At 38.0% G+C, this 22,449-nt stretch carries 20 protein-coding genes; 12 read left to right on the top strand and 8 right to left on the bottom strand.

Annotated elements, in window-relative coordinates; genetic code table 11:
* Positions 1-260 precede the first annotated feature (260 nt).
* From F960_RS17030 to fadB, 3 genes are all read right to left on the bottom strand, one after another.
* Positions 261-710, bottom strand: coding sequence for a hypothetical protein (locus tag F960_RS17030; protein WP_004867978.1), 450 nt, complete (start codon positions 708-710; stop codon positions 261-263).
* Positions 711-794: 84 nt separating this feature from the next.
* A complete protein-coding gene (gene fadA, locus F960_RS17025; protein WP_004867974.1) occupies positions 795-1,967 on the bottom strand; it encodes an acetyl-CoA C-acyltransferase FadA in 1,173 nt (390 codons plus the stop codon).
* Between the two features lie 12 nt (positions 1,968-1,979).
* Positions 1,980-4,133 carry a fatty acid oxidation complex subunit alpha FadB gene (gene fadB, locus F960_RS17020; RefSeq protein WP_004867970.1) on the bottom strand — a complete coding sequence of 718 codons (2,154 nt, stop codon included), beginning with the start codon at positions 4,131-4,133 and terminating at the stop codon, positions 1,980-1,982.
* Between the two features lie 435 nt (positions 4,134-4,568).
* On the opposite strand from fadB, the gene F960_RS17015 reads away from it, so the two are divergent.
* From F960_RS17015 to pgsA, 7 genes are all read left to right on the top strand, one after another.
* Positions 4,569-5,561, top strand: a complete 993-nt coding sequence (locus F960_RS17015) for a hypothetical protein (RefSeq protein WP_004867967.1) — start codon at positions 4,569-4,571, stop codon at positions 5,559-5,561.
* A gap of 205 nt (positions 5,562-5,766) precedes the next feature.
* Positions 5,767-6,711, top strand: a complete 945-nt coding sequence (gene lpxO / locus F960_RS17010; RefSeq protein WP_004867965.1) for a lipid A hydroxylase LpxO — start codon at positions 5,767-5,769, stop codon at positions 6,709-6,711.
* A 180-nt stretch (positions 6,712-6,891) separates the two neighbouring features.
* Positions 6,892-7,227, top strand: coding sequence for a hypothetical protein (locus F960_RS17005; RefSeq protein ID WP_004867961.1), 336 nt, complete (start codon positions 6,892-6,894; stop codon positions 7,225-7,227).
* Positions 7,228-7,430: 203 nt separating this feature from the next.
* Positions 7,431-9,230 (top strand): excinuclease ABC subunit UvrC, encoded by a 1,800-nt coding sequence (gene uvrC, locus F960_RS17000; RefSeq protein ID WP_004867957.1) that lies wholly within the window; start codon positions 7,431-7,433, stop codon positions 9,228-9,230.
* A gap of 70 nt (positions 9,231-9,300) precedes the next feature.
* A complete protein-coding gene (locus F960_RS23140) occupies positions 9,301-9,435 on the top strand; it encodes a hypothetical protein (RefSeq protein WP_004867954.1) in 135 nt (44 codons plus the stop codon).
* Between the two features lie 35 nt (positions 9,436-9,470).
* Positions 9,471-10,265: a thioesterase family protein gene (locus tag F960_RS16995; protein ID WP_004867951.1), complete on the top strand. Its 795-nt coding sequence runs from the start codon at positions 9,471-9,473 to the stop codon at positions 10,263-10,265.
* Positions 10,266-10,371: 106 nt separating this feature from the next.
* Positions 10,372-10,959, top strand: a complete 588-nt coding sequence (gene pgsA, locus F960_RS16990; protein ID WP_004867948.1) for a CDP-diacylglycerol--glycerol-3-phosphate 3-phosphatidyltransferase — start codon at positions 10,372-10,374, stop codon at positions 10,957-10,959.
* Between the two features lie 73 nt (positions 10,960-11,032).
* On the opposite strand, the gene F960_RS16985 is transcribed toward pgsA, so the two are convergent.
* On the bottom strand, positions 11,033-11,410 hold the full coding sequence (locus F960_RS16985; protein ID WP_154650778.1) for a hypothetical protein: 378 nt from the start codon (positions 11,408-11,410) through the stop codon (positions 11,033-11,035).
* A gap of 267 nt (positions 11,411-11,677) precedes the next feature.
* Between F960_RS16985 and F960_RS16980 the strand changes: the two genes are divergently transcribed.
* On the top strand, positions 11,678-12,352 hold the full coding sequence (locus tag F960_RS16980) for an ion channel (protein WP_004867942.1): 675 nt from the start codon (positions 11,678-11,680) through the stop codon (positions 12,350-12,352).
* An 83-nt stretch (positions 12,353-12,435) separates the two neighbouring features.
* Here F960_RS16980 and omp33-36 read toward each other — a convergent pair whose 3' ends face one another.
* Positions 12,436-13,323: a porin Omp33-36 gene (omp33-36, locus tag F960_RS16975; protein WP_004867941.1), complete on the bottom strand. Its 888-nt coding sequence runs from the start codon at positions 13,321-13,323 to the stop codon at positions 12,436-12,438.
* Positions 13,324-13,998: 675 nt separating this feature from the next.
* Between omp33-36 and F960_RS16970 the strand changes: the two genes are divergently transcribed.
* Both F960_RS16970 and F960_RS16965 read left to right on the top strand, forming a co-directional pair.
* A complete protein-coding gene (locus F960_RS16970) occupies positions 13,999-15,384 on the top strand; it encodes an MFS transporter (protein WP_004867939.1) in 1,386 nt (461 codons plus the stop codon).
* Positions 15,385-15,730: 346 nt separating this feature from the next.
* Positions 15,731-16,570, top strand: a complete 840-nt coding sequence (locus F960_RS16965; RefSeq protein WP_004867933.1) for a class D beta-lactamase OXA-308 — start codon at positions 15,731-15,733, stop codon at positions 16,568-16,570.
* 329 nt (positions 16,571-16,899) lie between these two features.
* Here the strand turns inward: F960_RS16965 and F960_RS16960 are convergent, their stop codons facing one another.
* The 3 genes from F960_RS16960 to uvrA form a co-directional block, all read right to left on the bottom strand.
* Positions 16,900-17,616, bottom strand: coding sequence for a hypothetical protein (locus F960_RS16960; protein WP_004867931.1), 717 nt, complete (start codon positions 17,614-17,616; stop codon positions 16,900-16,902).
* A gap of 4 nt (positions 17,617-17,620) precedes the next feature.
* Complete coding sequence (locus tag F960_RS16955; protein ID WP_020846504.1) at positions 17,621-18,445, bottom strand: hypothetical protein; 825 nt, start codon at positions 18,443-18,445, stop codon at positions 17,621-17,623.
* Between the two features lie 98 nt (positions 18,446-18,543).
* Positions 18,544-21,375 carry an excinuclease ABC subunit UvrA gene (gene uvrA / locus F960_RS16950; protein ID WP_004867928.1) on the bottom strand — a complete coding sequence of 944 codons (2,832 nt, stop codon included), beginning with the start codon at positions 21,373-21,375 and terminating at the stop codon, positions 18,544-18,546.
* A gap of 250 nt (positions 21,376-21,625) precedes the next feature.
* Between uvrA and F960_RS16945 the strand changes: the two genes are divergently transcribed.
* On the top strand, positions 21,626-21,988 hold the full coding sequence (locus F960_RS16945; RefSeq protein ID WP_004867926.1) for a DUF1304 domain-containing protein: 363 nt from the start codon (positions 21,626-21,628) through the stop codon (positions 21,986-21,988).
* Positions 21,989-22,079: 91 nt separating this feature from the next.
* Positions 22,080-22,421: a GlpM family protein gene (locus F960_RS16940; RefSeq protein ID WP_004867924.1), complete on the top strand. Its 342-nt coding sequence runs from the start codon at positions 22,080-22,082 to the stop codon at positions 22,419-22,421.
* The last annotated feature ends 28 nt before the right edge of the window (positions 22,422-22,449 follow it).

Genomic DNA, 22,449 nt, shown 5'->3' with positions numbered 1-22,449 from the left:
ATTTTTTCTAGACATTTTGAATTGTATTTATCTGCTAAGCTTAAGGTTTATTGACATTTCAATTTTAGCCAACAACGCAATTCAGTTGTGAAATGTCAATAGACCCTAATATATAGCATGATTTTTATACATGATCGAATTTTATAAGTGTTAGGCAAAAATAAAATATCACTGACAATCTAAAACTGTTCAGATTGTCAGTAGAAGCTTGGTAGATCATGTTATATCTGTGTAGATGATAAGATGATCAGTTACTTTCGTCACTCAATAATCCTTAAGTCTTTTAAAACTTTAGCTCTAACTGCTTCATTGGTTTTTTCACGACCATTTTTTTTGTAGGCATTCTCGATAAAAACACTAGCTTGTTTCTCTGACATTGGCTTATTCATACTTGAAGATGCAAGTAAAATATTATAAACATTAAATAAATCTTCTGGATTTTCACATGTTGCGTTGGTGATATTAATGAGCATGTCTTTATTTGCATTAGGGAATTGTTTCTTAATAGATTCAGACGTCTCCGAAAGACAGGTAAAGTATATATTTTGGCTTCGATCAGCACCTTGCATTATTTCATCTTTACTGAGAATTTTATCAGAAAGGCTAGCTTTAAGTTGTGGAGACAGATTATTACGCTGAGGAAGTTCAGCGAAGAGGTTTTGTGCCATCATTAAACACAATAGGCTTGAAAATATAACTTTAGTTTTCACTTTTTATCATTCCTATCAATATTTTAATTATTTAATTTATATAAGAAATCCCCGCATATAGCGGGGATTTTTTCAATTTATCGATTAAACACGTTCGATAATCGTTGCGATACCTTGACCTAAACCGATACACATTGTCGCAAGACCGATTTGTGTATCTTGTTGTTCCATCACGTTCAACAATGTTGTTGTGATACGTGCACCAGAACAGCCAAGTGGGTGACCAAGTGCAATTGCACCACCGTTTAAGTTCACGATGTTTTGTTTGTCATAAAGACCTAAGCCTTTGAGAACTGATAAACCTTGTGCAGCAAATGCTTCGTTTAGCTCAACAGTTTGGATGTCAGCGATAGACAGACCCGCACGTTTAAGTGCTTTTTGAGTCGCTGGTACAGGACCATAACCCATGATCGCAGCATCACAACCTGCAACTGCCATAGAACGAATCACCGCACGTGGTTTTAAACCAAGTGACTGAGCACGTTCAGCAGACATAAGTAACATTGCAGAAGCACCGTCAGATAACGCAGAAGATGTTGCTGCTGTTACTGTACCGCCTTTAGGGTCAAATACAGGACGCAATGCTTGGAATGCTTCTAAGTTTGCATCTGGACGAATCACTTCATCGATATCACAAAGGATTTTGAAGCCATTTGCATCATGACCTTCAACACCAACGATTTCGTTTTTGAAACGACCTTCTTGTGTTGCAGCCCAAGCACGACGGTGAGATTCAACACCAAACGCATCTTGTTCTTCACGAGTAATGCCATTCATACGACCTAACATTTCAGCAGTTAAGCCCATCATGTTAGATGCTTTTGCATAGTGTTTTGATGCTTCTGGGTTTAAGTCGATGCCGTGCATCATCCCTACGTGACCCATGTGTTCAACACCACCGATGATGAATACATCACCTTGGTTTGTTGCAATTTGAGCCGCAGCAGTATGGATCGACTGCATAGAAGAACCACAAAGACGGTTTACAGTTTGACCTGCAACAGTTTTTGGTAAATCAGCCAACAATACAATGTTACGGCCAATGTTCATGCCTTGTTCTAGCGTTTGGTTTACACAACCCCAGATTACGTCTTCAACTTCATTTACATCAAATTGGTTACGAGCAACTAAAGCACGAACCAACTCAGCAGACAAACTGTCAGCACGAACATTGCGGAACATACCGTTTTTAGATTTGCCCATGGCAGAACGAACGCCATCAACAATCACAACGTCGCGTGGATTTAAAGTAGCCATTCACGTTGCTCCTTAACCGTAGAATTTTTTGTTATTAGCAGCCATGTCTTGCAACATTTGTGGCGCTTCGTATGCTTTACCTAAGTGAGCATATTTGTTGCAAAGCGCAACATATTCAGCTACACCAGTTTGGTCGATATAACGGCATGGACCGCCACGGAATGGAGGGAAACCTACACCCATGATCATTGCCATATCTGCTTCAGATGGAGTCGCAACGATTTTGTCTTCTAGGCAACGAACAGTTTCGTTACAGAAAGCAAGCATCATACGATCAATGATTTCTTGAGCATCAAATTCACGTTTTTCACCTGTAACACCCGCAGCGATCACTTCATATGCTGTTGGGTCAACAGTTTTTGCTTTCTTACCTTTTTTATCTAGAACGTATTTATAGAAACCTACATCGTTCTTTTGACCAAGACGGTTTGCTTCATACATTGATTGTACAGAACCTTTATAGTCAGGTTTCATACGATCTGGGAAGCCTTCAGCCATTACTTCTGCACCATGTACGCCAGTGTCAATACCAACAACGTCCATAAGGTAAGCAGGACCCATAGGCCAGCCGAATTTTTCCATCACTTTGTCGATTTGTTGGAAATCAGCACCGTCTTTAAGAAGAAGATCAAATGCACCAAAGTAAGGGAACAATACGCGGTTAACCAAGAAACCTGGGCAGTCATTGACAACGATTGGTGTTTTACCCATTTTTTGAGCTAAAACAACAGTTGTTGCGATTGCTTCTTCAGAAGTCTTTTCACCACGAATCACTTCTACAAGTGGCATCATGTGTACTGGGTTAAAGAAGTGCATCCCGACAAAGTTTTCAGGACGTTGCAATGCTTTAGCCAAGCGAGTGATAGAAATCGTAGATGTGTTTGAAGCCAAAATCGTATTTTCATGCACATGCTTTTCAGTTTCAGCAAGTACGATTTCTTTAACTTTAGGGTTTTCAGTCACTGCTTCGATTACGATATCAACTTCTTTAAATTCTTCATAACTTAAAGATGGACGGATACGCGCAAGTGTTTCACCCATTTGCGCTGGTTTAAGACGACCGCGCTCAACTTGTTTAGTCAACAAGCCATTTGCTTCAGACATACCAAGAGCAAGTTGTGGATTGCCGATGTCTTTCATGATAATCGGTGTACCTTTGCTTGCCGCTTGGTAAGCAATACCGCCACCCATGATACCCGCACCGAGAACGGCAGCTTGGTTTACAGGATGAGCACCTTTTTCATGTGATTTAGATGCTTTTTTCACAACTTGGTCATTGATAAATAGACCAATCAACGCACCTGCTTGAGGTGTTACAGCAGCTTTTGCAAATGCTTGGGCTTCTGCTTTCATCGCTGCGTCACGTGATTCAGTTGCAGATGCTTGCAATGAATCAAGAAGTAATTTTGGTGCTGGATATTGAGCAGGATTTGCTTTTGCAAGAACCACACCTTTCGCCGAATTAAACGCCATCATTTGTTCTAATGTGTCTAATTTAACTGGATCAAGTTTTTCTTGACGTTTTGCTTTCCAGTCCAAACGACCTGAAATTGCTTGTTTCACAAGGTCAATTGCAGCATCTTGTAATTTATCAGCAGCAACAACTGCGTCAACAGCACCATCTTTAAGTGCAGCAGCAGGGCGTTTAGATGCTGAAGTTGCGATCCATTCGATTGCATTGTCGATACCGATGACACGGCTTAAACGCACAGTACCACCGAAGCCTGGAATGATACCCAGTTTAACTTCTGGTAGGCCTACTTGTGCTTTTTCTGACATTACACGATAGTCACAAACCAAGCACATTTCAAAACCGCCGCCCAATGCAATACCATTGATCGCAGCAACTTTCGGAATCTCTAAATCTTCAAAACTATTGAAGATGTCATGAACAGGACCAGCCCATTCAACAATCGCTTTTTCACCTTGCGCAAAGTTATCACCAAATTCTGTGATATCCGCACCTACGATAAAAGTAGACTTAGCAGAAGTAACGATTAACCCTTTAACAGAACTATCCGCTTTAACAGCAGCAATCGCCGCTTTAAAGTCTTCAAGTGTTTCACGGTTAAATTTATTGACAGACTCACCTTGTAAGTCAAAGCGGAATTCTGCGATTCCGTCCGAAAGCATTTGGACGGTAATGGCATTGCCAGCGTGGATCATGCCCTGATCTCCTTTTTTTGGAGGACTTCATAAGTTGATGTTTTGAAGCGAATGTGCGTTAGTCCTACACATTTTTATGCTTCGCTAATCTTACGATAACTATATCTAAAAAGAACCTAACAAGTTGTATCAAGCCGTGACGCAAGGGTCATCAATTTTTTTGTTGCAAATTTTTCAACGATCAAGTTTTATGATTGATGGAAATAAATGATTTTTACTTAAGTATTTATTTTTAAACATTTTTAAATAAAATTAAAAATGGTTTGCTATCATTTTTTTAGCGATTAAATCAAGGCTAAAAGCAAGCTTTAAAGGGGCAATATGGTCAATAGGTCAATAAAATTGCTTAAAAATGTGAGCAATCTTTTAATTGTGAATAAAAAATGTATAGAATGTTGCTCAGGACAAAAATGTCAATAAATGTGATTTAGGATAATGAATAAGAAAATTTTAACAGGACTGAGCCTTTCGATTGCTTCAATTTTACTGACTGCTTGTGGCGGTGGTGGTGGAGGGGGCAGCACAGCTCAACCAGATAATTCATTGCGTTACTGGCATATTCAATATAATCCGACAACGACAGCGGATAAGATTGATATTGGTTATAGCAAAGTATCGGCAGACAATAAAATCTCTAACCAGTTATCAAATAATTTACCTTTAGGGACTTTTATTTTAACTGAATCAAAACTATATAAGCCGACAGATATTGCGAACCGAGTGATTGATGTTAACTCTTTGACAGATTGGACTTCACATATTATTGGCGATGTGAAATCGCATATTAAATATGAGCAAGTCGATCTAACGGGTAAAAATATCTTCGATACCGTATTGCCAGGATACCGAAGCTTGGGCTTTGACAGTAAATATGTGAAAACTAATGGGCAAAAGTTTTTAGATCAGCATGGTAAAACTATTTTTCCACAAGGTAGTGCTTGCTTCCGTTTGATTTCTCGGAAAAATGATCAGGAATATTTTTCTTTTACTGGCTTAGATACTGACCTCATCAAAAAAGATGGCGCTCTATATCCTTTTAGTGATTTTGATCAAGCCAACAAAGCCTTGATTGATTCGATCAATATCGAGCCAGCAGTGCAGTATCGTTATACTTCGGGAACGTGGCAGGATGTGCCTTGGACTGTTGTTTATGAAACAGCGCTTGGCGTCACTTATGTCAACACTCCTGCGGTCCAATACCAAAACAAGACCTATAAGGCTGAATATAATAGTGCGATTGAATATACCAATACTATTGCGATAAAACAGCTTGAAGAAAGACTGAAAAATCCAGATCTTGGTGCAGATAAAGTGCGTAGTTTGAAATTGAGTTTGGCTGGATTGCAGACTGGATGTGATATGTATAACGAGGATGCAGCAAAAGCGATTTATAGCTTTCAAGATTTAGATTGGACGAAACACGAGTAATGTCATAGACGATGTTTTGAATTATTTGATTGAAACAAAAAAAGGAAAATCTCATAGCGAGATTTTCCTTTTTTAAATGAAATCATCAGTAAACCTAATTTCCTGAACTTTTCTTGTGAATTTGCTATTATCTATACAGTAAAATTATTTGAATTCTCTCGAACTCGAAGACTTGTTTTAAGTTTTCTCAAATGTGAGTAGCTGTATGATTAAATGGATCATATTAGCGATTTTTGTGATTTCAGCATTGTATATCCAAAATCGCGGTAAAGTGCGCCATTCGTTTTATCGTCAATTCTTTGATCATTCAACGATTTTGGCCCCTGTAAATTTCCTGATGTACATTTTTTCAAAAGTACCGAATCAGCCTTATATTGACACTAAATATTTTGCCGATCTCAAAGTACTGGATGAAAACTGGGAAATGATTAAAGAAGAAGCTGAAGCGCTTTATGCCCAAGGCGGAATCAAAGCATCTAGCACCTATGATGATTTGGGTTTTAACTCATTCTTTAAAACAGGTTGGAAGCGTTTTTATTTGAAATGGTATGATTCAGCTCATCCTTCTGCGGCAGAGCTTTGCCCAAAAACAACTGCGCTTTTAAAGACTTTACCGACGATTAAAGCGGCAATGTTTACCGAGCTTGCACCTGATAGCCGTTTGGTCCGTCACCGTGACCCTTATGCGGGTTCGCTACGTTATCATTTAGGTTTGATGACTCCAAATGATGACCGTTGTTTTATTGATGTAGATGGCCAAAGATACTCATGGCGTGATGGTCAAAGTGTTGTTTTTGATGAAACTTATATCCACTATGCAGAAAATAAAACAGATCAAAACCGTATTATTTTCTTTGCCGATGTCGAGCGTCCATTAAAAAGTAGAATCATGGAGAAATTTAACCATTGGTTCGGTAAAAATGTCATGACTGCTGCAAGTTCTCCAAATGAAGCTGGAGATAAAACGGGTGGTTTAAACAAAGCTTTTGGTTATGTTTATCAAATTCGTCTCAAGGCAAAAGCCTTAAAAGCATCAAATCGTACGCTGTACTATATTTTGAAATGGGTATTGATGCTGGGTATTTTCTTCTTGATCTTTATTCGTCCTTATATGTCTCAAATTATTGCATTTTTCCAAAAGCTTTTTTAATGAGTTATACGGCATAAATTTTTAAAAGCGCTCTTCGGAGCGTTTTTTTGTATCTGAAAATAAAAGGTAAGGCTCAGGTAGTGATTTTGTAGAAAAAAGTGAAGATCAGCTGCTTATACAGATAAATTGCCTACACTACAGGGCTTAAGGTTAAAAAAATTTAAAAAATAGGTATGAGAAATGAATAAGATTCTGTATGTAATCCTGATGACTGGTGGACTTTTGACTGTCACATCTACTTTTGCAGAAACCAATCATTTACAAAAACCACAGTCCTTAATGTTGAATAATGCTCAGACTGATTCTGTTGCAGATGAAAGGATTAATTTTTTTGAAATAGCCAAAAATCAAAGTTCTGAAAATAAGATACAACGCCAAGAACATGCGATAAAAATGCGTGAAGATGCGATCAATACTGCAAAAATGAATCAGTTTAAGCAATCAACATCCGATGTAAAAAAAGATGATCAAAGTACTGTAAATGAAGCGGATCAGCAGCAAAATAAAGCAGATTAAATATCTTGAAAACTGAAATAAAGTGGGGTTGACTGAATTTCAGCGTGATACAGGTCTAGCTATTTAAAGCATCAGTTAAGTCTTAAAATATAAATCAAAGGTCTTCATAATGTGAATCTATTTGAGCTATTCACAACAAAGCCCTTGAAAAAATAATTATAGAACCTAAATTAATCCATATATTTAGGTTTTAGAAAATTATTGTGAACGAAAACGCACGCGAAAATATTGAACAGATTTTAGCTAATATGACCCAGCTTCCCGGCGTATATAAAATGCTCGGTAAAGATGGCGAATTGTTGTATGTCGGTAAGGCGAAAAATCTAAAAAATCGTGTGTCGAGTTATTTTGTTAAAACCATTGAACATCCCAAAACTCAAGCATTGGTTGCACGTATTTATCACATTGAAACTTTGGTGGTACGTTCGGAAACTGAAGCACTTTTACTTGAACAAAACCTGATTAAACTGCATCGTCCGCCATATAACATTATGCTGCGCGATGATAAATCTTATGTCTATATTTTTGTTTCTGCAGATAAGCCTTATCCGCGTATTGCGAGTGGTCGTGGTAAGGGCAAACATCAGGTTGGTAAATTTTTCGGGCCGTATCCGAGTGCTTACAATGCACGCGATACATTATTGGTTTTGCAGAAATTATTTAATGTGCGTCAATGCGAAAATAGCTATTTTTCCCAGCGTAAAAGACCATGTTTACAGTACCAAATCAAACGCTGTACCGCGCCATGCGTGGGCTTGATTTCACCAGAAGCTTATAAAGAGGATGTGGAAAATTCGATTCGTTTTCTACGTGGTGATACCAAGGAACTCAACCAAGAATTGATTGAGAAAATGGAGCAAGCTGCCGAAAATTTAGAGTTTGAAAAAGCAGTTTTTTATCGTGATCGTATGGCTTTATTGCGTGATGTACAGGCACAGCAAGCGATTTATAAGCTCAAAGGCGAAGCTGATATTTTGGCTATTGCATATCAAGCTGGGGTGACCTGTGTTCAGATTATGTTTGTCCGAAATGGGAAAATGTTGGGTGGAAAAAGTTATTTCCCCGACATGTTGGGCGATGATCTGGGGCAAATGTTATCTGATTTTATGGCGAACTTTTATTTCCAAGTTGCCGATGAAGTTCCTGCTGAATTGATTGTCAATACGGCATTACCCAATCAAAATGAAATGCAAGAAGCATTGCATCAAGAGTTTGGTAAAAAAATTCAAATTAAACACAATGTGCGTGAAACTCGTGCCGAATGGCTAGAACTCGCCCAGATGAATGTGCAACATGCAATCAAAGGGAAACTCGCCAATCATTTAGAATTAAATGAGCGTTTTCATCAGCTTGAAGAAGTGGTAGGACGTCCGATTGATCGAATTGAATGCTTTGATATTTCACACACTATGGGCGAAGCGACGATCGCATCATGTGTGGTATTTGATGCAGGGGGTGCCCGTAAAAGAGATTATCGTCAATTTGCGATTAATGATATTACCGCAGGTGATGATTATGCTGCGATGAGACAAGCATTAACGCGCCGTTATAAGAAAAATATGTTGCCTGATTTGTTGCTCATTGATGGTGGTAAAGGTCAGTTGCACATGGCTATGGAAGTGATGCAAGAATTAGGTTTGGACGCATTCATGGTCGGTGTTTCAAAAGGGGAAGGGCGTAAACCCGGTTTGGAAACTTTGCATTTTACCGATGGTGAAAAAATCCAACTTCCTGAGGATCATAAGGCCTTACATTTGATCCAGCAGGTTCGTGATGAAGCACATCGTTTTGCGATCACGAAGCATCGTGCCAAGCGCGATAAACGTCGTGCAGGGTCTGTGCTTGAAGCGATACCAGGACTTGGACCTAAACGTCGTCGTGATTTATTGACTCATTTTGGCGGCATACAAGGTGTGCTAAAAGCTTCTGAAAATGATCTGATGCTAGTACCGGGTCTGGGGGCGGTTATGGCTAGAACGATTTATAAAATTTTGCATGAATAAGATTCTGCTTAAAAGCATCAATTTTAAAACTCAAAAAATCAGTATTTAAATCATATCGAGCTGAGCGATCATGACCAAGGCAGGAGCGACCAGTTGGATGCAAGATCATTTAATAGCACTAACAGGCCTTAACAGCGTTCCATTTGCCAAAATGTTCATTGACTCGAAAGTCACTGACCATTTACCTTATCCATTTTCCAGTTAAGATAGCAAAAAGGATATTTTGTTTAGGGAAATGTGATGCCATTGAGTCAGCTTTATGCGCAAATTCAGCAAGAAGAATGGGTGGAGTTGCCCAAAGGGTGGCTACAAGGTCGAACTGTTTTTGGTGGTTTAGTCGCTGCAATGCTGATGCAAAAAGCAGTTTTGACCATCAATAATCCATTAAAGAAAGTACTCAGTTGTAGCATTACTTTTGTTGGTCCTGTGCAAGAAGCCAAAGTGCGTTTGACTGCGGAGATTTTACGACAAGGTAAATCTGTAACGACGATAGAAGTCAGACTCTGGCAAGACGAAGCGGTGCAAAGTATTTTGATTGCAAGCTTTGGCACTGAGCGTGATACGCATATCAAAGTGTCCAATGAAAAGCTTGCTCCAGATTATCCTGCTGTTGAACAATTACATATTGTGCCTAAGCATTTGCCATTTCCAGAATGTTTCAAACAATTTGAGCTGACTTGGGCAGAAGGGCATTATCCAATTTCGGGGACTAAGCAGCCAGATTTTGGTGGTTGGTCGCGTTTTGATCCAAATTTGCATAAAGATCGTCCAATGCAAGTGTCAGATTTATTGGCATTAATGGATGTGTGGCCACCGGGTGTATTACCTCTATTTAAAATTCCTGCACCTTCTAGTTCATTGACTTGGCATATTAGTTTTGTGCATTCACTGCAACAAAATATGCATGATTGGTTTAAATATAAAGTATTTACTGATTATGCTGATCACGGTTATTCGACTGAAAATGCATATTTGTGGGATAAAAATAACCGTTTAATTGCCATTTCTAGGCAAACAGTCACGGTCTTTAGCTAGTGACAGTGCTTGGTATTTCGTATAAAGTGAAGCTAATTTCAAGCTGTAATCTTCATCATTCATTTCACGTGAATTGATGCAAATAGGGGACAAACTGGCGGTGTCTATGACTACAGGTCGTATCCTGAATATTCCAAATATATTAACTTTAGCTCGAATTGCATTAATTCCAGTATTTTTGCTTGTAGCGTATTGGCCACCTGCTGTGGGTGTCGAAGGACATCATGGTGGGATGTTTAGACATATCATTTTGACTGCAATCTTTGTACTTGCAGCAATTACAGATTGGTTTGATGGTTATCTAGCACGAAGCCTCAATCAGACTTCAGCATTTGGTCGCTTTTTGGATCCTGTTGCTGACAAATTAATGGTTTCGACAGCGCTGATAGTATTGGTGCAATGGAAGCCAAGTATTGCGATGGCATTTGCTGCAATCGTGATTATTTCACGTGAAATAACAGTTTCTGCTTTACGTGAATGGATGGCTGAGTTGGGCGCACGTACCAGTGTCGCTGTTTCGACTGTAGGGAAGTACAAAACAGCTTTTCAAATGATTGCAATTTCAGTGTTTTTATTGAATTGGCCACCATTTGAGTTGTTTGCGTATATTTTGTTATATACCGCTGTGGCTTTAACGTTATGGTCAATGTTTATCTATTTACGTGCTGCATGGCCTTATCTGAAACAGCCTTGATCTAAAAATCAATTAAAAAAGCTTAACCCCTCGGTTAAGCTTTTTTGTTTGAAATTGAAAAATAGATAAAAAGTTATTTTTTTACATATTCTTCATCATTCAATACAACTTTCCATTTGCCATTATCTTGATATGGGGCTTTGTTAATCACAAAACTTTTGCCAAAGCCACCTGATCCGATTCTAAAATGAGAAGAATCAAACTCGGTAATTTGCGCTTTGATTTCTGAAGATTCTGAAACTTTTTCATCGCTATCTTTGGTCATATTTTCCAGTTTTTCATGACTGCTATAGCGAGCATCCCCATTTTTTTCGATTGAGATTGTACCAGTTTCATTTTTCCAGACCCCAATGAAATCTTTGTTATTTTCAAGAAGTGGGCTCGTCTTGCTACAAGCGACAATAAAGCAAGCGCAAAAAATTGCAAAAAAAAGTGCGCGTATTTTCATCATTTTACCTCTCGTCGTTATATTGGGCACATCAAATAGTATTGGTTGAATTTGTATAAATGTCTTTAGCTTTTTATCTAACTTTCTGTATCTTTAAATGTTATTTTTAGCAAAAAGTGACGTGTATGAGCGGAGTATATTTAGCTTTAAAGTTTATCCATTTATAAATCTACAACAAGTTCAAAATAAATATATGCATATTTTCAATCATGTAAAGCTTATGATAAAGCCAGAATATTTTCAAATTGTAAAATAACTATAAGGTCAAGTATGAAAGCAATTTTAGATTTTTGGCGTGGTTTTAAATTGTTACCGTCCGCATGGCTTTTGTTGGTTCAGCTTTTGATTTTAATTTTATCTATGATTAATAATCATCATATGAGTTATCAAGGCTTTATTTGGTCTTTAGGTGTTTTGGCATTGCTCTTAATTGCCAAAGTGATACGACAAACCCCAATTTATACAGCACTAGGTCTATTTTTTGTGGTCGGTGCTTTTGTATTTTCACTAATGATTTTACTTGGCAATAAATCTATTCCTATTCAGATCATTGCTGATATTTTTCAGGCCTGTGCTTATTTTTCGGCAGCTTATGGTTTGATTTTATATATGTTTAGTGACCGCTATGTCACCAAAGATGAGCTGTTTGCTGCGGGTTCTGTTTTTACTTTGATCGTATGGGCTTTTGCATTTTTATATAATATTTGTCAATTGATCGTGCCCAATAGTTTCCAAAATGCCAATTATGCGGGGCAGCAGTCGTGGCTAGATTTGTTATTTATAAGTTTTAGTCTGCAATCAGCGACAGGGTTGTCGGATTTGATGCCGATCAGCCCGCCTGCAAGGGTTTTAGCAATGTTGCAAATGTTTTGTGGCATGATGTATTTGACCTTGATTGTGTCGCGTTTGGTGGCTTTAAACTATATTCGTTATCGTCCCAAGTAGTGAAATTGTATTTTATATATTTCTACGACAAATAAAAAAGGGTTCTAAATAGAACCCTTTCTTTGCATCACATTTCTAAAAAATTAGAAACGGTATTTTGCATTGATACCATAAGTATCTGTGTCATACGCAACATTGTTTGTGTTTGCATGAAGGTAGTTAACACCTACAGCAACAGCAGGAGTGATGAAGTAATTTACGTCTGCACCCCAAGCTTGGTCAACACCAACGCTTGCATCGCTACCAAGGAATGTAGCACCAACGCTTAATTTAGGGTTTAAATAAAGATCAGTTTTTAAACCATAAACGTTTTCTTCACCGAAAGTACCAGCAGCTTCAAAACCAACAGCCATGTTTGTACCAGTGATCGGGCCAACATATTTAGCACGAGCTGTTACAGCATCAGATTTGTCTTGAATCGCTTGAGCTGATTCGATACCAGCAGCAACTAAACCATTTTTCATGATACCGAAAGTATCAAGAGACAATTGGTTAGGAACGTTTGTATAACCAGCTGCTAACAAGAAGTTTGGAGCCAATACCGCACCAACTTCTAATGCATAACGATCGCCGCTGTCATCACGAGCAAAGTTATTTTTGCTGTCGTTATTTGTATGGCTGTAAGAAGCGCTAGCATATACAGGAACATACTTAGTAGGAACATAACCTTCAGCTTTAACGCCATAGTTATGAGATTGGATATCTTCGCCAGTAAGTTTAGATTTGTATTCAGCGAAGTTATAACCAACAGAAACGTTAGAAGCTTGGTTTAAAAATGCAGCTTCAGCAAGTGGACCTTTTGAAGTGTCAACATTTTTAAGGTAGTAAGTACCTTGAACACCACCAGTGAAGTTACCGCCGTTGTTTTCAGTGTTGTCATAGAACTCTGATTGACCTTGTACTTCAAATTGGTACGCTTGAGCACCGGTCATGGCTAAAAGTAAAGCAGTGGCTAAACCGAGTTTTTTCATAATCATTTCCAAAAGTTGAAATGGGTAAACAGGCAGTTATTGTATTGTAACAACATATTAAGTCAATGATGTTTAAGGACATTATAGGTCTTGCAAATTTTAAGAAAAGTATTATGATTAAAAAGTGCTCAGTTGATAAGGATTAAGTCAACCTGAAAAAAAATGTGAGATAACAATATTATATTTACAAGGAAAACTAAAATAAAAGGATTATTCATGATAATTCTCTAGTTTTTTTTATTGTTTAAAACGATCGTGAATTAATTTTAATCGTTAATTCCGTGTTTTTTTACGTCTGGATTTTAATAAAAGTGTAAAAATAAGTCATATTTTTTACAAAAAAACCTTTTTAGTCTGAAAAATATACACATCTCTTAAAGTTAATATACATTCATATATATAAAGTGCGCTTTAATTGGCAATAATTTATAAAAACGATTGTATGCGCAAAGTTGATTGAATTGATCGGATTTACAAGATTAGAATTTTTTTCCATAATAGCTTCATCAAATAGATCTAGTTTAGATCACAAGATTTAAGTTTTTATCCGCCCAGCTTTCCCCAAGGTTGGGCTTTTTTTTATTTAAAATTCAGACCGTTAAAATAATTCATATACTTAAAAAGTATGCTTAGATACTTTTTAAAGCATTGAGTTTTCAGGCTTTGCAGACAATCATGAAACCTCAAGGAATTGGGTTTTTATGTTTTATGGAAAAGAGTATTCATCCAATCACCAAGGTGATTGATCAGAAGTTTTCACCGTATCAATTTTTCATCATATTTTTCTGTTTTTGTGTAGCGTTGTTTGATGGTTTCGATACCCAAGCCGTTGCATTTACAGGACCTGCGATCATTGATGCATTTCAACTTGAAGCAAAAGCACTCGCACCAGTACTGACTGCAGGCATTATCGGGATGACAGTTGGTGCAATGTGTCTTGGCATGTTGGCTGATCGTCTAGGTCGTCGTATGACCTTGATGATTTGTATGTTTATCTTTGCGACGGCGACATTTTTTACAGCCTATGTCACGCATCTGGATCAAATTTTTATCCTGCGTGTGATTGCTGGCTTGGGAATGGGTGGCGCCACACCTGTTTTACTGGCTCTGGCTTCCGAATACTCACCGCAACGTTATAAAGGTTTGGTCACAACAGGTGTGTTGTTGGCTCTGCCTGCTGGAGCAATGCTCGGTGGGATACTAGCTGCCAAAATTATGCCGATTTGGGGCTGGCAAAGTATTTATATTATTGGTGGCGTTGTTCCATTATTTTTATTATTGATTTTGTTTTTTATATTGCCTGAGTCTTTGGAATATCTAAAACAACGCCCTACAGCGAAGAATATAGCCAAAATTGAGAAAATTTTAGCGAAAATCACGGGTCAAAACTTCAAGCTTACAAAAGAAGAGATTGCACCTGAGCAAACAACAGCAGTCAAAGCTGCTCAATTGTCGGCTTTATTTCAAAATGGTTTGGCGAAAACGACCATTGGTGTATGGGGAACTTATTTCTTCAATTGGATTGCTTGGTTTATGTTACTTTCATGGTTGCCAACAATCTTGAAACAAGCGGGCTTAAATCCTGCTGATGCACCGTATGCTTCAGTTACAGTCAATGCTGCCTTTATTATCTTCGCTATTCCACTGGCTTACTTTTTGCCTAAACTGAATACATTGAAAATTTTATATTTCATGTTGGGCTGTGGGATCGCTATCGCGCTTGCGCTGGGTTTCACGATCCAAACTCAACAATGGGGCTTAATTTTTGCGTTTATTGCTTTGGCTGGATTTGGAATCGGTGGACAACAGTTGGCATTGAATTATTTGGTCGTCGCATCATTTCCAACAGAGGTTCGTGCAACTGCAACAGGTTGGGCAATCGGGATGGGGCGATTTGGTGCGATTTTAGGTTCTGCGATTGGTGGAACCGTTTTGGCAAACTTTGGAATTAATGGTTATTTCTATATGCTTGCTATACCGCTATTTATTGCTTTGATTTGTGTTTTTTATATAAGAAAAAGCTATAGACAAGTGGAAGCTGAAAATATTTTATCGCATTAATATGATCATTTTACACAATATTTATGCACTATAATAGTGCGATATTGGCTTTAAATAGATACCTCTTGGCATGCTTATTGCGCTAATCGGTAGATATAAATAAAAAAAATCCCAATTTTCAAAGAAAATTGGGATTTTTTTCGCCAAAACTTTCGGATAAGTCAAAAACCCTGCTGAGGTACGATATTGACTTGCCCTAATGCGGTGCATTATGCACCCTTATGATGCGCGTGTAAATATTTTATTTTGATATATTCTAAAAAATTATGTGATAGTTAAATATTATTTATATGTTGGAAAAAATAAGCCTATATTTAAATAAAGTTTTTTGGTGATACAATAAATTATGAATAAAAAATTGAATTTGGCACTTTTGTGTTTTTTGAGTATTTTGTGTGCAGCTTGTCAGTCTAATCAACAACTGTCGGCTAATTCACATACTGAAAACCACAATACCCGTGCAGCAGAAATCTCGCTTCTTTTCGATGAGATGCATACTCAAGCAGTATTTGTGACCTATGACGGTCAGCATTTTCAGAGCTACGGTAATGCTTTACAAAGAGCAGATACTGCCTACGTTCCTGCTTCGACATTTAAAATGTTAAATGCATTGATTGGACTGCAAAATCATAAAGCAACCAACACCGAAGTCTTTAAATGGGATGGTCAAAAAAGGGCAATGTCGATCTGGGAAAAAGACATGACCTTATCCGATGCCATGAAAGTTTCAGCTGTACCGGTTTATCAAGAATTGGCGCGTCGTATTGGCTTGGATTTGATGCAAAAGGAAGTAACGCGGGTTAGATATGGCAATACGGATATCGGCACTGTTGTTGATCGTTTTTGGCTAGATGGACCACTGAAGATCACACCTAAACAAGAAGCCCAATTTGCATATCAATTGGCAACACAACAATTGCCATTTGATCAAAATGTGCAAAGCCAAGTTAAAGATATGTTGTATGTGGAAAGTCGAGGGCAATCCAAGCTTTTTGCCAAGTCTGGTTTGAGCATGAAAAATGGGCAACCTGACATCGGTTGGTATACGGGTTGGGTTGAACAAGCCGATGGCAAAATTGTGGCTTTTTCCATCAATATGCAAATGGTACAGGGGCTAGATGTCAATAGCCGTCAGCAGGCAACACTGGATATCTTAGATAAATTGGGCATATTTTTTTATTTATAATGGATCGACCTGATTTTTTTTAAATTTACAAAAAAAAGCCCAATCACTTGGGGTGGATTGGGCATATGAAAAGGATGTCATGTGTTTGGGAGAAAACATCCTGAGAAATATTTTCAAGATCAGCGTTCATTTGATAATCAAATTTTAGAAAGAATGGAGATCGATGTAAAATTGATAAAAGTAATGTTACTGATCAATTTTTAAAATCAGCTTAATTTTTTTGCAAAAATTTGATTTAAATACAAGTGAATAGCCTTTTTTTACCAAGAGTGTATAGCTCTGAAAGCTTTTTGTATGTTTTGTGCGCTAGATTTTAAATAATTCAATGATTATCGAGTAGTAAATTTTATAGGGGCTTGGTGCCATATCAAGACTTTTCCGTCATGAGTAACGAGATCAAACTTTGCGTAAAAAGTTTGATTTGGTTGAAATACAAAATCATTTGCATTGCTACATAAATCAAAGCCAACTTGGATTTTGGTCGTTCCAGACTGGTCTGTGAATGGATTTTCTAAAAACGTTTGATATTGGCTAAAGTTGGCATTTTTAGAAATTTTGACATTGATAAGATAATCATTTGTTTCCCAATTGGTTTTGAGTTTAAAACTTACTGAACCATAAGCGCCAAATGCTGTATCTCTAACGAATTTAGTTTGGAGAAAATGAGGCATTGCTACCCATTTTAGGAGGTGTTTAGGTGGGTTATTTTGAATCTTTGTTTGAAAGTCACGTGCATAAATTTGAATATCTGAACTTGCAGGGGTTTTGATGGCATAGCTTTGCCCAATTTTAAGAGGATGATCGCTTTGCAATAAAATATGAGGTTCTAAAAGATTTTTCGGTATTATTTTAAGTAAGTTCGAGTCTTTAGCTGACTTCAGTTGGATATTTTTAACAGGCGAATCAGACTGTCCACTTAACCAAAAGACAGATGAAGGGTAAGTGTTTTTTGTCGCGATGAATATATAGTGAGGTGGAATATCACAATCTAATGCAAAAGTTGTTGTACTTAAAAATAAGCTACACATCAATATAATTTTTTTCATATTTTCATCCTAAAAAAGAAAAAAGTGAGATAAAAAAGCTTTTAATTTTGATGAGTAATTTTTGCCAAAAATTGGCGGTGTGAATATCGTCTACAGGTTTTGAGGCTACAGCTTTGGGTTCTGGTGCAATAATAATTTCTGAGGCAGGAAATGGGCTTGTTATCAGGTCACCTTGATGGCTAATAAGATCCATTTTTATCCAAAAATGATCATTTTCCTGAAAGCGAACGCCCCAATGACATGCATCAAAATAGGAACGTACATGTGTTAACACTGCATCAGATTTATCACTAAGATGATCGGCTTTTTGAGTTTGAAATGGCTCTAAAATATATTCAGAAGCAGCACTAAAATCATTGGATTGAGAGACTTTTAAACGAACTAGATAATCAGCGGGATCAAGATTGGCTCTGAACTTAAATTGCATCTCCCCTGAAGGACCTGTTTGCATATCGCCTTGATGATATTGGTATTTCTCAAGAGTAGGCGCAGCTTCTAACCGAGGTTGAACTACAGGTGGATGGTCCGAGATTTTAAATGTTAAATCTTCTGCTGAATATTGTTGTTCTAAGTATTTGTTCACCAAAGTATATTCTGTATTTTTGAGATAAGGCTGTTTAGGAACAAGTTTAATCTCGTTATTCAATGTGGTGGTTTTAAGATTGAAGGGGACTGTATCTGTTTTTGATTTTGCTGCAACAGAGCCAATATTTGTTCCTGTGTGCTGCTGTAGCCACAGAACAGAATTGGGATACATATTTTGAGTATGATGCTTTGTAAAATATTGATTTGCAGGGCATGAATATCCCCATGAAAATGCAGAGTGCATGATAAAAAATATAAAAACGAGCTTATTATTTATTTTCATTGTAAAAAAAACGGCAATTATATAATCACCGTTTTATCATAAATAGTGCAGTAAGGATATTACTTCAACAATGGTTTTAAGAACCTTGCAGTATGTGAAATCTTAGATTTCACGACCTCTTCAGGTGTACCTTCGGCAATGATTTCACCACCGCCAGCACCGCCTTCAGGACCCAAATCAATCACCCAATCGGCTGTTTTAATCACATCCAAATTATGTTCGATGACGACAATGGTATTTCCTTTGTTGCGAAGCTCATGCAGGATGTCTAGCAACTTAGCGATATCATGGAAATGTAAGCCCGTTGTTGGTTCATCAAGCACATATAAAGTTTTGCCTGTATCACGTTTGGCAAGTTCACGTGCAAGTTTGACACGCTGAGCTTCACCACCTGAAAGAGTAGTAGCGGACTGACCCAAACGAATATAACCCAAACCAACTTGATTTAAGGTTTCCAAACGACGATGAATCACTGGAATTGCATCAAAGAAATGCATTGCATCTTCAACGGTCATTTCTAATACATCAGAAATGTTTTTACCTTTATAGCCGACTTCTAAAGTTTCACGGTTATAGCGTTTACCATGACAGTTATCACAAGGCACATACATATCAGGTAAGAAGTGCATTGCCACTTTGATCATACCGTCACCTTCGCAGGCTTCACAGCGACCACCTTTGACGTTAAATGAGAAACGACCAGCGGCATAGCCACGTGCTTTTGCTTCAGGCGTTTGTGCAAATAGCTCACGAATCGGGGTAAATAAACCTGTATAGGTTGCAGGGTTAGAGCGCGGTGTACGACCAATCGGACTTTGATCAATATCGACGACTTTATCGAGGAACTGCAAACCATCAATAGAATCAAACTTTTCGGCAGTGAGTGTGGTTGCACCATTCAGTTGGGTTGCAGCCAAAGGCAGTAAAGTACGGTTAATCAATGTTGATTTACCTGAACCCGAAACGCCAGTCACACACGTCATGATACCGAGTGGAATCGTCAAGTCGACATTTTTCAGGTTGTGCCCTGCAGCACCCATCAGCTTGATTTGCTCTTCAGGCTTCGGTGGTTTAACTCGTTGCTTCGGTACTTCGATTTTTAACTTACCTGATAAATATTTCCCTGTGAGAGAATTTTCATTTTTGGCAAGCTCATCATAGGTTCCTTCTGCAATCACATGACCGCCATGTACACCTGCACCAGGACCGATATCAATAATATGATCGGCTGCACGAATCGCATCTTCGTCATGTTCGACGACTAAAACGGTATTTCCTAAGTCACGCAAACGAACCAAGGTTTCCAAAAGTCGATCATTATCACGTTGATGCAAACCAATTGATGGTTCATCGAGCACATACATCACGCCCATCAAACCTGCACCAATTTGTGAAGCGAGACGGATACGCTGTGCTTCACCACCAGATAGGGTTTCAGCAGAACGAGACAGACTTAAATAATTCAAACCCACTGAAACGAGGAAATGTAAGCGTTCACGAATTTCTTTGAAAATTTTATCGGCAATTTCACCTTTGGCCCCTTCAAGGCTTAAAGATTGATAATAATCTTCAGCATCTCCAATCGACATTTTGGTGATTTGCGCGATGGTTTTATCTTTGACACGAACATGTCGGGAAATTTCATTTAAACGTGAGCCACCGCAGGCATCACAAGCAGCGTTGGATAAGTATTGTGATAAATCATCACGAACATAATTACTTTCAGTTTCACGATAACGACGTTCTAAATGAGGCAAAATTCCCTCAAAAGGTTGTACGCGGTTGTGCTTACGACCACGCTCATCGATATAGCTGAGATCAATTTTCTCTTTGCCTGTACCGTATAAAAATTTCTTTTTGGTGTCAGCATCAAGTTCATTCCAAGGCGTTTCCAGTGATAGACCATAATGATCAGCCACTTTTTGAATCATGCTGTAGTAATAAGGACGTTGACGATCCCAACCACGAATCGCACCTTCACTGACAGAAAGTTCGTTATTTGGAATCAGTTTATCTGCACTAAAATGGCTACGTGTACCTAAACCATCACAAACTGGACATGCGCCAAATGGGTTGTTGAATGAAAATAGACGAGGTTCTAATTCAGCGACTGCACGATCACATTCTGGACAAGAATGCTTTGCTGAAAATACACGGTCAGGCTGTTCATTCTTCATCCATGAAAGAATTGCAATATCGCCGCCTAAACGGAGTGCAGTTTCAAAACTTTCAGCAATACGATTGCCTAGATCATCACGGACTTTAAAACGGTCAACCACAACTTCGATGGTATGTTTTTTCTTTTTATCCAGTTCTGGTGGTGTATCAATTTCAACGATTTCACCATCAACACGAGCACGAACAAAACCTTGACTTTGCAATTGTTCAAATAGATTGGTGTATTCACCTTTACGTTCTCGTACCACAGGCGCGAGAAGCATGAGGGCAGTGCCTTCTTCTAGTGATTTGACTGCATCAACCATTTCCGAAACAGTTTGCGCAACCATTGGCAAATCATGTTCAGGACAATACGGTGTACCGACACGTGCATAAAGCAAACGCAGATAATCGTAAATCTCGGTAATGGTCCCTACGGTAGAACGCGGGTTATGGCTTGTTGATTTTTGTTCAATCGCAATGGCAGGACTCAAACCTTCAATTGAATCAACTTCTGGTTTTTCCATTTGCGATAGGAACTGACGAGCATAGGCAGAAAGTGATTCAACATAACGACGCTGACCTTCGGCATACAAGGTATCGAAGGCAAGAGAAGATTTACCTGAGCCTGAAAGTCCCGTGATCACCACAAATTTGTCGCGTGGAATATCGAGTGACACATTTTTTAAGTTATGGGTACGTGCGCCTCGAATACGGATATGACTTTGACTCATAAAACTATCTCGGAATTGTGCAAATTGAAAGCTATATATGATAGCGGTTTCATCATCTTCAAGCTGTAAAATTTAATTTTAAACGTCAATTTGTGTCGGATGAATTAAAATGTTTTAAAAATGATAGACTTTATTGATATAAAAGATTTTCTGCAAGTTAAATCAATCAATGTGAAATAATAGTTAAATAGATCTAAAATAGTTAAGCTCACAAGATTCCAAATGAAAGAAAAAGAAAGGGAAATTCAGCATGATCGCTAAAGTTTTAATTGCCATTATTGCGTTATTACATATCTACTTTTTGGTATTGGAAATGTTCCTTTGGGATAAACCTCAAGGCTTAAAAGCATTTGGCAATACACCAGAAAAAGCACAACTTACGAAAGTTTTGGCACAAAATCAGGGACTTTATAATGGTTTCTTGGCTGCTGGGCTAATTTGGTCTTTATTTGCTGCACCGTATTTTGCGGTTCAACTGGCAACGTTCTTTTTGCTTTGTGTGGTTATTGCTGGGGTTTATGGAGCAAAAACTGCCAGTAAAAAGATTTTGTATATTCAGGCAATACCAGCCTTGCTTGCGCTTATTGCGGTGTATATTTTTCCATTTTACTAATACACGTTTATAGATTAAATCGAAAATTAAAGTTGCAGTCCAATAAGCATGGAGTAAACTTCTTCCAAAATTTTTGAGTTATGGAAGAGCAATGCTGTCATTATTTTTAAAATGTACTTTAGGTGCAGCAGTTGTTCTTTTGATTGCGATTTTGTCTAAAAGTAAGGCATTTTATATCGCAGGATTGGTGCCACTTTTCCCAACTTTTGCATTGATTGCCCATGTCATCGTGTTTCAACAGCAAGGCGCAGAAGCTTTGCAGAAAACTGCTTTGTTTGGCTTATGGTCATTGATTCCCTATTTTGTTTATTTGTTAGCGGTGTATTTGCTTGCGACAAAAATGTCAGTTTTATCTTGTTTGAGTTTGGCGACAGTGTGCTGGGTGATTGCGGCAGCTGGATTGATTTATGGATGGCAGATGTTTCAGCATTGAGATTTGACCTGTACATCACTAAATCGTT

Origin of the sequence: Acinetobacter gerneri DSM 14967 = CIP 107464 = MTCC 9824 (assembly GCF_000368565.1) — a bacterium.
Classification (GTDB): domain Bacteria; phylum Pseudomonadota; class Gammaproteobacteria; order Pseudomonadales; family Moraxellaceae; genus Acinetobacter; species Acinetobacter gerneri.
This window is presented reverse-complemented; position numbering and strand designations above follow the sequence as displayed.